This window comes from Candidatus Dependentiae bacterium, from assembly GCA_018897535.1.
Taxonomy (GTDB): Bacteria; Babelota; Babeliae; order Babelales; family UASB340; genus UASB340.
In genome coordinates, this window is record JAHIKO010000040.1 from 1 (window position 1) to 11,958 (window position 11,958).

The 11,958-nt window shown below is 26.8% G+C and carries 11 protein-coding genes and 1 tRNA gene; 5 read left to right on the forward strand and 7 right to left on the reverse strand.

All coding sequences use genetic code 11. From position 1 onward, the window contains the following. Positions 1-178 precede the first annotated feature (178 nt). Positions 179-802 (reverse strand): hypothetical protein, encoded by a 624-nt coding sequence (locus KKE07_02460; GenBank protein ID MBU4269717.1) that lies wholly within the window; start codon positions 800-802, stop codon positions 179-181. 177 nt (positions 803-979) lie between these two features. Between KKE07_02460 and KKE07_02465 the strand changes: the two genes are divergently transcribed. Beyond that, the gene (locus KKE07_02465; GenBank protein ID MBU4269718.1) at positions 980-1,537 is read left to right on the forward strand and encodes a hypothetical protein; all 558 of its coding nucleotides are present in this window, start codon (positions 980-982) and stop codon (positions 1,535-1,537) included. 10 nt (positions 1,538-1,547) lie between these two features. Here KKE07_02465 and KKE07_02470 read toward each other — a convergent pair whose 3' ends face one another. The 4 genes from KKE07_02470 to KKE07_02485 form a co-directional block, all read right to left on the reverse strand. After that, positions 1,548-2,321 carry a hypothetical protein gene (locus KKE07_02470; protein MBU4269719.1) on the reverse strand — a complete coding sequence of 258 codons (774 nt, stop codon included), beginning with the start codon at positions 2,319-2,321 and terminating at the stop codon, positions 1,548-1,550. Positions 2,322-2,336: 15 nt separating this feature from the next. Then, entirely contained in the window at positions 2,337-3,158 is an 822-nt protein-coding gene (locus tag KKE07_02475) for a hypothetical protein (protein MBU4269720.1), read from the reverse strand. A gap of 133 nt (positions 3,159-3,291) precedes the next feature. Next, positions 3,292-4,761: an Asp-tRNA(Asn)/Glu-tRNA(Gln) amidotransferase subunit GatB gene (gatB, locus tag KKE07_02480; GenBank protein MBU4269721.1), complete on the reverse strand. Its 1,470-nt coding sequence runs from the start codon at positions 4,759-4,761 to the stop codon at positions 3,292-3,294. A gap of 1 nt (position 4,762) precedes the next feature. Next, positions 4,763-6,277 (reverse strand): Rne/Rng family ribonuclease, encoded by a 1,515-nt coding sequence (locus tag KKE07_02485; protein MBU4269722.1) that lies wholly within the window; start codon positions 6,275-6,277, stop codon positions 4,763-4,765. A gap of 167 nt (positions 6,278-6,444) precedes the next feature. Here KKE07_02485 and KKE07_02490 point away from each other — a divergent pair, with 167 nt between their 5' ends. Beyond that, a complete protein-coding gene (locus KKE07_02490; GenBank protein ID MBU4269723.1) occupies positions 6,445-7,125 on the forward strand; it encodes an OmpA family protein in 681 nt (226 codons plus the stop codon). Positions 7,126-7,188: 63 nt separating this feature from the next. Here KKE07_02490 and KKE07_02495 read toward each other — a convergent pair whose 3' ends face one another. Beyond that, on the reverse strand, positions 7,189-8,850 hold the full coding sequence (locus KKE07_02495) for a cation:proton antiporter (GenBank protein ID MBU4269724.1): 1,662 nt from the start codon (positions 8,848-8,850) through the stop codon (positions 7,189-7,191). A gap of 24 nt (positions 8,851-8,874) precedes the next feature. Beyond that, positions 8,875-9,912: a 23S rRNA (adenine(2503)-C(2))-methyltransferase RlmN gene (gene rlmN / locus KKE07_02500; protein MBU4269725.1), complete on the reverse strand. Its 1,038-nt coding sequence runs from the start codon at positions 9,910-9,912 to the stop codon at positions 8,875-8,877. Positions 9,913-10,084: 172 nt separating this feature from the next. Between rlmN and KKE07_02505 the strand changes: the two genes are divergently transcribed. The 3 genes from KKE07_02505 to mnmE all read left to right on the forward strand — a co-directional run. Next, positions 10,085-10,159 (forward strand) — tRNA-Gly (locus KKE07_02505). 92 nt (positions 10,160-10,251) lie between these two features. After that, positions 10,252-10,830: a hypothetical protein gene (locus tag KKE07_02510; GenBank protein MBU4269726.1), complete on the forward strand. Its 579-nt coding sequence runs from the start codon at positions 10,252-10,254 to the stop codon at positions 10,828-10,830. After that, the coding region (gene mnmE, locus KKE07_02515) for a tRNA uridine-5-carboxymethylaminomethyl(34) synthesis GTPase MnmE (protein ID MBU4269727.1) at positions 10,823-11,958 on the forward strand (1,136 nt) is incomplete at its 3' end. The genes KKE07_02510 and mnmE, both read left to right, overlap by 8 nt.

Here is an 11,958-nt window from a genome sequence, read left to right on the forward strand (position 1 = left end):
TTACTAAAAGTGTTAAACTTTTTTCACCAATATTTTTTACTTTGCCTATTAAATAATTGATCATAATTTTCCAAATAATTTTATTGGGGTTAATATTTCTAAATTTATTTTAGCATAAAAAAATTCCTAAGTTCTAAACCTAGGGATTTTTTAAATATTTTAATAAATTTGTATTAAATTACAGTGTAAAATATGTATTTAAAATTATTTTTACATTTTCCAGGTGAATATCAAAAAAATTTTTTGTAATATCTTTAATAGCATTTTGAAGTTTTATGTTGATTTTTTCTAATTCTTCTTTTGATTTTTCTTCAGAATTATACATAATATTTTCTTCATAATCATCCATATTTTCAATATATTTTGTTAAATCTATTAAATATACATTAGTTAGTGCTGCTATTAATTGTTTTGGAAATGTTGATAAATAAATAGATTGTTCTATGGTTTTTTCTTTTGCATTTATATCTAGTGCAAACCATGTTGCTTCATCTATCAATTCATCAGAACTTTTTTTAGTATTTGTTTTATTAAAATATGAATGTTTTTTTGCAATTTCAAAAATTGATTTTAAATTTTCAAAATATTTTTTTGCGGCTTCTTGTGATGGAATTTGAGCGGCTAATTTTTTTATGGCTTCCATAATTGGAGTTTGATTATTGAAATCTTTAGGATTGTATTCTATTGTGACTTTAAAATCACTATTTTCAAATTCTTTTATCGTATTTTGATCTGCAGATAATATATTTAGAATTACAGAAGATATTAATGTGATTGTGAAAATAAATTTTTTATTAATCATCAAGACTCCTTTGTGTATTAAAAATATATATTAGAGCAATTTTATTTTATTTGAGGATATTTGCAATAGAAGTTGCCTGAAAATATGTGTTTTAGCATAAAAACTATTTGATTTAGTTATTTTTATATGTTAATAATTTTGCTCTTATTAAATTTATTAATTTATAGAAAGTAATTTATGTTTAGAATTTTTATAAAATATATATTGTTGTTTTTTGTACTTTTGGATTTTCAAATGTCTTATTCTATGAATGGAGAGTTAAAAAATTATAAACCGGGAACTTTATTGCTAAATAAAGATGAATTTGAAAAAATATCTAAAGAATTTGAAAAAGTTGGTAAAGAAATAGCAGATATACAAAAAACGTTAAGTGAAAACAGTGCTTTAAAAGAAAAATTTGAAGTTTTTGAAAAGACAATATCAAAACTAGATTCAGCTATAAAAAAAATAAACGAAGATGATTTACGTAAAAAAGAAGTTGTTTTAGAAAAATTTAATAATTTATCTCAAACAGTAACTGAAAATATTAAAAATTTTAAAGAAGAGTTAGATAATTTAAATAATAAACAAGAAATTTTAAATTCTAATAAAATAGATAATGCTAAAGAAAAATATTTTAAAGCCTCTATTTATACTATAAGTAGCGCTTTGGCTGTAATTGCTGCTTGTGAAATATATCTATGGCTTAAGGTTAAAAAATTATTTAAATCTTTAGACAAAGAAATTATAAATTAAATTATAAATGTTAATTTAATTGGGGATAAAAGGTTAAAATATTATTTGGATACTCTTTATCGGTTAAACTTATTTCAAATTTATCTTTTTTATTAAAAATTATAAATTTTTTAATTGAATTTTTTGCTGAAAGAGTTATTCCTGTTTCTGGAAACACATTTTCGTTAAAAAATTTGATTACAGAATTATTTGATTCTTCTATTTTTTTATTTCTAAGCTTTTTAAAATATTTATTTAATTTATAGAATGCATAAGTACCAGCAACAATCGGTAATATATAAGTTAAAAGTAACATTACTTTAAAATTTGTTGGATTAATATAAAGTTCAAAATTTAATGAAAAAGTAATAAAAAGTGTAAATAATATTGCATTAAAAGTTGAAAAAACTACTGCAGGAACTACTATAAGCTCAGAAGCATATTTTATTTTTTTTATATTTCTACCATCATCATTTAAATCTGATTTATTAATAATTTCATTACATATCTGAATATTGTAATTTTGAGAACTGTTATTTTTAACATCTACTTGAGCAATTTTATATTTTTTATAAAATTTTTTCTTTTTAAAATTTGGCCCAGGAAATATTTCATTAAATTCGTTTTTAGTAAGCTTTTTTGCCTCTATAGATACATTTTCTTTTGTGTCACTAAAATCTGAAGGGCGTGTATTAAAATTGTTTATAATTAATTCGTGATTTTGTTTAGAGCAACCTGTTGTCAAAAGAATTACTGATACAACAAATATTGTTGATATTAATTTGATTGTTTTCCCTAAATTCATATGTTCCCTAAATATTTAACTCCAAATATTTGGAGCTGTAAATTCTAAATATTCTTTTTCAGAATTATTTATTGACTTAAATAGTTTAAAAATCAAACTAGGTTGAGTTTTTTCTTTTTTCGTAATTAAATATTTATCAAATTTTGTGTTTGGTTTTATTTCGTTATTAATCGACAAATTTAGTATGTTATGATCCAAAAATTTTTTTAATTCTAAATTATTTTTTTTATGTCTTTTATATATTGATCTACCTATAAAAAATGATGTTAAAATTATTACGGGAGTTAAAATAAGCGCTCCTAGAAGAATTGTGGAAAAAGCTTTATTTAATCCGCTTGCTGCAACAGCAGATCCGGGATCTACGGCGAAACTTGCAGGTATAAGCATTGAGCCGATAGTTGTAAATATAGCTAAAGGCACTGCTGCAATAGTTCCAAGGATAGTTGTAGCATAAACTACGGATTTTTCAGGTTTTTTAATATCATGGTTTAATTGATCGTGAGTTTTTATATTTACAGAAGGTGTTAAAACAGAATTTTTATTTAAAAAAATATTATTACTGTTTTGGTTATCTATAGAAATCTTAATTATATTGTTTTTTCTGAAGCAGGTTCTTTTTTTATATTTTGATCCGGGAAATATTTCGTGAAATTCGTTTTTTGTTAATTTTTTTACTTCCAAAGTGACATTATCTTGAGTTTGGCTAAATTCCGGTGTTCGTGAGTTAAAATTATTTATGATTAATTCGCGATTTTGTTTAGAACAACCTGTTGTTAAAAGAATTGTTATCAAAATAGCTATAAAAGATAATAATTTGATTATTTTCCCTAAATTCATATAACCCCCACCAAAATTAAATACTAAATATCAAAACAAAAAATAACGTTATTAATTGTTATTAGTAAAGATATAATACTATATAGAATATATATTAACAAACGGGTAGGGGTATAATTATTTCAGCCTGAAATTAATTATTCTTTAAATGCTTAAGTAAAATTTCTTGTATAAGCTTTGGATTACCTTTACCTTTAGTCTCTTTCATTGCAAGTCCTACAAAGAAACCAAAAAGCCTATCTTTGCCCGAAAGATAAGTTTTAACTTCCTCCGGGTTATTTTTGACTATATTTTTGATAATTTCTTCAAGCTCTTGAATATTATCTATCTGCTCAAGATTTTTTTCTTTTATAATTAAATTTGGCGATTTGCCTGAAATTGCCATTTCGGCAAAAACTTCTTGGGCAACTGAGCTATTGATTTTTCCATTTTCTATAGCCGAGACTAAATCAGAAAAATTTTGAACAGTTATTTTTGATTGCTTTAAATTTATTTTATTATCGTTTAAAAAAGCAAGAACGTTTCGCAATATCCAGTTAGAATTCTTTTGTGGTAAATTATTTATTTTGCATGAATTTTCAAAAAAGTTTGCAATATCAACTTCGCTTGTCAAAATTTCAGCTTCGTAAGTTGATAAATTATATTCATTTTTAAATCTATTTAATTTATCGTGTGGCAATTCAGGTAAATTGTTTTTTATATTATTTATCCAATTTTCATCAATGACAATAAGCGGAAGATCCGGTTCTTTAAAATATTTATAATCTTCTGCCTCTTCTTTAGAGCGCATAATAAAAGACTTATTTTCTTTAGAATCCCAGCCGCAAGTTTCTTGATCTATTTTTTCACCCTTTTTTATAGCGTTTATTTGTCTTTCAATTTCGTATTCAATTGCATTAACTATAAATTTAAATGAGTTAACATTTTTTAATTCTACTTTTGTTCCAAGTTTTTCTTCATCGGATCTTCTTACTGAAATATTAATATCGCCTCTAAATGATCCCTCTTCCATGTTGGCGTCACTAATACCCAAGTATTGAACAATTGATCTTAGTCTGTTTAAATATAATTTTGCTTCGTTACTATTGGATATATCCGGAAAACTTACTATTTCAAGTAATGGAGTACCGGCTCGATTTAGGTCAACATAACTTTCATTACCTTGTCCATGTATATTTTTACCGGCATCTTCTTCCATGTGAATTCTTGTTAATCTTATGTTTTTAATTTCACCATTTGGTAATTCAATTGGTACAGCGCCATTTGTGCATATTGGAGCTTTATCTTGAGTAATTTGATAATTTTTAGGTAAATCCGGGTACATGTAATGTTTTCTATCAAACCAACAAGGGCTGGTAATTTTACTATTTGTAGCCAATCCGGCCATTATTGCAAAATCTATAACTTTTTTATTAAGAACTGGTAATGTTCCCGGAAATCCGGAACAAACCGGACATATGTTTTGATTTGGTCTGTCTCCAAAATTATTTGGACAAGAGCAAAATATTTTTGATTTTGTTTTTAATTGTACATGAACTTCTATTCCAATATTTGCTTTAAAATCAGGATATTTATCTAAAATATTTTTAATTTCATGCGCCATATTATTTCATCTTTTCTATTTTGTATTGGCTTAATTGTAAATTTTTATCACTCTCAAGGACTATTTTACAATTTAAAGATTTTTCAAGGTCTATGATAGATTGAAATTCGTGATGGATCAAATAGTCAAATATATTTTCAGGAACAGTTAAAGATATTGATCCCTTGATTTTATTTTTCAATACATCGTTTTTAAAATTTGTGAGTATTTCAAAACTTTTCGTTTCCGTTGATTTTACAACGCCATAACCATTACATATAGGACAAACATTTGTTAATTGCTGAATTAATGTTTTTCCGGATCTTTTTCGTGTCATTTGGATTAGACCAAATTCAGAAACTTTAAGTAATACTGATTGATATTTATCACGTTCTTTTAAAGTTTTTTCTAAAAATTTAGATAATTTTAATTTATTGGCACTGATTGCCATATCAATAAAATCGATAACAATTAATCCACCAATATTTCTTAGTCGCAATTGTCTTACAATTTCTTCTGCAGCTTCCAGATTGGTCTTTAAAATTGTGTCTTCAAGATTATCTTTTCCGATAAATTTTCCGGTATTTACGTCAATAACGGTCATAGCTTCGGTTGTTTCTATAATTAAAGTTCCTCCGGAGCGCAAAGAAACTTTTTTAGCTAAAGCTTTTTCAAGTTGTTTATCTATTTCAAATTTTTCAAATAAATCCGGCGGAGTTTGATAATATTTTACTTTATCTATATGTTCCGGCACAAAATTTCTTACAAACTTTTGTATGGATTCAGTCTCTTGTTTATTGTCAACATAAAGAATATCGACATCTTCATCAAAATGTTCGCGAATGGCTCTTAGCGTGACTCTTAAATCTTCATGTATTTTTTCACCAACTTTTGCACGTTTAAATTTTTTCTGAATTGATTGCCAGGTCGAAATTAAAAAAGATATGTCTTTTTTTAAATCTTTTGCTTTACGGCCTTCCATGGTTGTGCGGATTATAGCTCCCATATTTGGCGGCAAACATTTTAGTAAAATTTCTTTTAATCTTGTGCGTTCATCTTTATCACTTATTTTTTTTGATATTCCAATTTGAGGAATATTTGGCATTAGGACGACAAATTTACCCGGAAGAGTAAAACATGTTGTAAGTTTTGCACCCTTTTCATAAATGGGTTCTTTAATTACTTGAACTAAAATTTCTTCATTTTGTGAAAATATTTTTTCTATACTTATCGCTTTTTTAATTTGTTTGCGAATTACATCTTGCTCAGAATCATCAACATGTAAAAATTCTGCAGTTTTTTCAGTTGCCAACGCCCTGTCTATTTCAGATATGTGCAAAAAACCGGCCTTTTTTTGGCCAATATCGACAAAAGCAGTTTGTATTCCGGGCAAAAGTTTGGATATTTTCCCTTTAAAAAAACATTTTTCCAATTCTTCTTTGGAATGTGTATCAAAATACATATCTTGCAATTTATCATCTCGCAAGACGGCAACTCTTGTTTGCCAAATATTTTTATTTATTAAAATTTTTTTCAAGCTATACTCCGTATAATAATTTTGTATTTTCTAAATTTCTTATTAAATAATAAACACCATTATAAACAATATTGTCAAAAATTAGTATGAAATTTCAAGAAAATATGGTAATGTTTAGGCCGATAAGGTTTTTTTAGTTTTACTTTTCATATTGTGGAAGGAGTTCTATGTTGAATTTACATAAGATTATGATTTCTTGTACTCTCGTTTTGGCACTTCTGATGGTTGGATGCGGAAAAAAGAGTAATAAGAATGATAATAAAAAGGTCGCATTAAACGAAAATAGCTTAACGCAAAAAATGGCCGAAGCAGATATTCCTGTAGTGGATAATGAAATTGAAGATTTTTTTGAAGATTCTTCAGAATTTGCATTCGCCGATGAAAATTTAGACACAACCAAAGTTGCTCAATCTGAAATTGATAATTCTTTATTAAACGAAAATACCGAAGATGAAAATGCATTTGTTGCATGGAACGAAGAAGAGGTTCAAAACTTAAATTTTAAAACAGTTCAATTTGATTTGAATGAGAATAGAATTAGAGAAGATCAAAAACATGCTTTAACTGAAGATGTTCAAGCTGCAAAATTAGCCGTTGCAGAAGGTAAAACTGTTGTAGTTCAAGGACATGCATGTCAGATGGGCTCACCAAGTTATAATATACCTCTTTCAGAAAGAAGAGCCGATGTTATTAAAAAAGAAATGGTAAAAAGCGGCGTTCCTGAAGAAAAGGTAAAAACAGTTGGTTATGGTCAAGAAATGCCAATAGTCTGGAGCGAAAAAACGGATAAACAAGAACTTATAAAAGAACTTGCTCCAAACAGAAGAGCTGAAATAACAGTAAGTTAATTAAAAGAATTTTAAAAATAGAAAAGACCGAAATAAAATTTTATTTCGGTCTTTTCTATTTTCTTAATCTTCTATTGTAACAGGTATTTTATCAAGATCGTGAGTTATCTGAGTTTTTATATTCTTTAAGATATTTTTAATTTTTGTTTCATTACCTTTAAATTCAATTGCATTATTTGAATTTAATATAATTCTTGTATTTTCACTCAATGTTAAAATCTTTTCACCTTCTGAAAGTTCTATAATAGGCATCATATTTTCAGTTTTTTCCACATAAGCATAAAGTGTATCAAATAAATATCTTGTAGATAGATTTTCAAATGGTCCAATTATAGTTGAAAATTCTTTATCAGATGGTTTTGTTTCAAGTTGTTTAAATCCAAATAAAAGCATTATTGGTGAAATTATTGACGTTAAAATAATAACTGTTACACAGACTACGTACTGATTTGCAGACATTAGATTTGTACTATTTAAAATAGTTGCTATAACAAGTCCGACCTCACCTCGTGCGACCATAGATGATCCAAATAGGTAACTTTCCCAAAAGGACCATTTTTGAGTGTTATCTTTTATGAAAAAATTTGTAATCCATGTACTTATAAAACAACCAAATACTTTTGCAACTACAGCAACAACCAATAAAATAAATATTGAAATCCAATGGTGCAAATTTAATCCATTAATATTAACTTGCATTCCAATAGATCCTAAAAATATTGGCAATAAAATTGAATTAACAAATGGCGAAATTGCTCTTAATGCTCTATGTTTTTTATCCGATGTTCGATGAAATAATCCTGCAAAATATGCTCCGGTAATTCCGGCAAGGCCTCCAACCATTTCCGATAAAGAAAAATATGAAAGCATCATTAGTGTTGCAAATGGTGGAATTAAGTGTGAAAGTTTGTATTTATCAAGTAGATTGTTTACCGGACTTATGAATAGTTTTCCAACCAAAAACATAAGTATAAAAGCAAATACCATTTTTATTAATGCAAAACTGATACTTGTATTCGCAGATATTTGATTAGTATTTGTTACAATTCCAAGAGCACCACTTTGAAGAAGTATTATAAAAATTGAAAATAATATAATAGCCAAGATATCATCAATTATAGACGCACCAATTGTAGCTTTTGACGAACGTAAATTAATTTTTCCATATGAAATCAACATGGCAATAGGTATGGATACACTTGTAGCAGCAAAGACTACGCCTTGCCCAATTGCAGAAGCAAGCGTAAATGCACTTCCCTCAATTAAATACAACGTTCCTGTAATCATAAATATTGGTAATATTGCAGCTATAAAACCTGCCAAAGTTGATTCAATTCCAACTTTTGCAATATCCTGAACATCTGTTTCGTGTCCTGCAATCCAAAGTAAATATGATACTGTTAATCCCGATGAAATTAATAATACGAAAAAAATAAAAAAATCAGTTGAAGCAATATTGCAAATATATTGTTTTGTAGAGTCTAAAAATTTTATAGGTTCATTTAATATATGAATATTTTTTATATTTATAATTGATGGACCAAGTATTATTCCACCAATTATCTGTCCTGCAACAATGGGTAAATTTAATAATTTTTTTAATATTTTACCTGTTGCTATTGTTGTTAATAATAATATGGCCAAAAATAAGCAAAATTTTGATATAAAATCAGCACTTATGCCGCTGTCGGAAATTAATGAAATTGATAGGTTATTTATATTCATAATCTACTTTCTTTTTTATTTAAACTATTTTAATGAAAATTGACCACAGGCACCTTGTGTGTCTTTTCCCCTACTTTTTCGTATAGTTGTGAATATATTTTTTGATTTTAAATAATTTGCGAATTTTTCTATTTTATTATCTTCAGATGGTTTACCTGAAAATGTTTTTATTGGATTAAACGGGATTAAATTAATTTTTACTTTAAGATCTGACACTAGCTTATGTAATTTAATAGCATGTTGTAAGCTATCATTTATATCATTGATCATTAAATATTCTATTGTAATAAAATCTCTTTTATTTAATTTAATTTTTTTTAATTCGGTGATTAAATTTGATAAAGAATATAATTTGTTTATTGGCATAAATTCTAAGCGTTGTTCTTCTGTTGGAAAATGCACGGAAACAGCAAGTTTTACACCATATTTATTTATAAAAACGGATAAATTCTTTGTTACTCCGGCAGTAGAGACAGTAATTCTACTTTTAGATAAGCCAAAGCCATCCATAGAAGTTAATATTTGAATTGATTTTTCTACATTTTCAAGATTAAGTAGAGGCTCTCCCATTCCCATAAAAACAATATTTGTTATTTTTTCAGATATGTTTTGTTTTTGCATAAAATCTTGAATTGCTATAAATTGACCCAAAATTTCCGATGATGTCAGATTTCTTTTAAATTGGACTTCGCTACCGGTTGCACAAAATTTACACTTTAAAGGGCAACCTATCATGCACGAAACACATAAAGTACTTCTGTTTTCATCTATTATTAAAATAGATTCAATAAGATTTTTATCTATAGTTTCAAGTAGAAATTTATGTGATTTATCCAAGGTTGATTTTTGGTGATTGTAGATTTTTGGTATATCAAGGGTACAGTTTAATTTCAACTTAGCTCTAAAATCTTCTGAAATATTTGTCATTAGGTCAAAATCTAAGACATTTTTTTTGTAAATCCAGTTTAAAAGTTGTTTTGCACGAAATTTTTTTTCGCCCAATTTTTCAACTAGAAGCTCGGTTTCTTTTATAGATAGGTCTAATATATTTAATTTAGTCATAATTTATCAATTTTAAAAGATTATAATATTCCAAAAATACCTATTTATATTGCACTTATTGTAAAAATAAAACAAGTGGCTATGATTTATTTTTTGTTTGATTTTTGCTAAAAACGGCATTGACAATATTATATTTTGCCTATAAATTTTAGCATATAAATCGAACCAATGCGCGGGAGTAGCTCAGCGGTAGAGCATTGCCTTGCCAAGGCAAGGGTCGCGGGTTCGAATCCCGTCTCCCGCTCCAATTTTAAACCCTATTGTTTATTTTTTGTTCTAATCTAGACTATATTGTGTGTAAATACCTGTTTTTATTACTATCACATGAGGATTTATTAAATGAAGTCGATACTTCAAGAAGAGAATAGCGTTATTAAAGCCGTAGAAAAAGCTTGGGATATTTCCGGCAGACCCTCTGAATTTTCTGTTAAAATATTAAATTTTGAAGAAAAAAACTTTTTTGGAATAATTAAAAAGCCTGCAGTTGTTTCTATTAGTTATAACCCGGAAAAGACAGTTGGTGTACCTAAAAAAATAGAGTTTCAAAATAAAAATAAAGCTATTATTGCAAAAGTTAATCAAAATAGAGTTGAAAATATTAAATCCGGGCAAGAAAAGGTTGATATTGATTTTAGTAAAAGACATATAGTTTGGAAAGACGAATATGTTGATCATGTTAAATCAAGCTTTAAAGATATTTTGGCAATTATGCAATTTAATGTTGATTTTTCAATTACAGTTGAAAATAAAATGTTAAATATTTTTCTTGATAAAAGAATATTAAAAGATAATGAAGATGAAAAAATGTTTTTTATAAGTATTTCAAATCTTTTAATGCAATTTTTAAGAAGAAAATATAAGAAAAAATTTTCTAATTATTACTTAATAATACATTCTAAAAATAACAAAAATGAGTAATTCTCAAAATAATATATATTTAACTTTAGATCAGGAAACGATTGTAGCTCTATCAACCCCAAAAGGTAATGGGGCTATTGCCATTATTAGATTTTCAGGTGTTAATTCTGTTTCTATTGTTGATAAGATTTCACGATTGTCATCCAATAAATATTTGGCAGAATTACCAACTCATACCATACATCATGGTTTTGTAACCAATAAAATTACAGGCCAAGATGTTATTGAAATCAGTTGTCATAATAATCAATTTATTATTGATGAAATAATAGAATTGGCAATAAAAAATGGTGCAAGAATGGCCGGACATGGTGAGTTTACTCAAAGAGCTTTTTTAAATAATAAATTGGATCTTATTCGAGCTGAAGCTATAAATGATTTAATTAATGCAAGTACTCAGCTTGCTTTACGTAAATCCATTTCACAAGTTAAGGGCTCTTTATCTGATTTTATTATAAAAATAGAACAAAAAATTTTACGAGTTTTAGCACTGGTTGAAGGTAGCTTTGAATTTTTTGAAGAAGAAAAACAAGATTTGGATATTGATAATTTAATTATTACTGAAATAGATGAGATTTTAAAAGAATTAAATTTATTAAAAGTTAATTTTAATCAACAGCAGCAAATAAAAAATGGAATTAAAATTGCACTTATTGGCCAAGTTAATACGGGTAAATCTACTTTATTTAATGCCATTTTAGGTGCTGAGAGAGCTATTGTTACTCAAATTGCAGGAACAACTAGAGATGTAATAGAGTCCAGTATTTATAGAAACGGTAATTTTTGGCAATTGACCGATACGGCAGGCCTTCGAGAAACAAATGATTTTATTGAAAAAGAGGGAATTGTAAGAAGTTTGGATCAAGCTAAATTATCAGATGTAATTTTACTTGTTTTAGATATTTCAAGAGATATTGAAACTCATGAACTTGATGTTTATGAACAACTTGTAAAAGAGTATAAAGATAAGATTATAGTTGTTGCTAATAAAATTGACTGCGTCAGATTAAGTCTTATTCAGGATTCTGTTTTTTATAAAAACAAAAATATTTTTGGATCAAATATTTTAGCTGTTTCTGCCAAAGATAAAACCGGTCTTGATATTTTAGAAAAAGAAATTGAAAATAA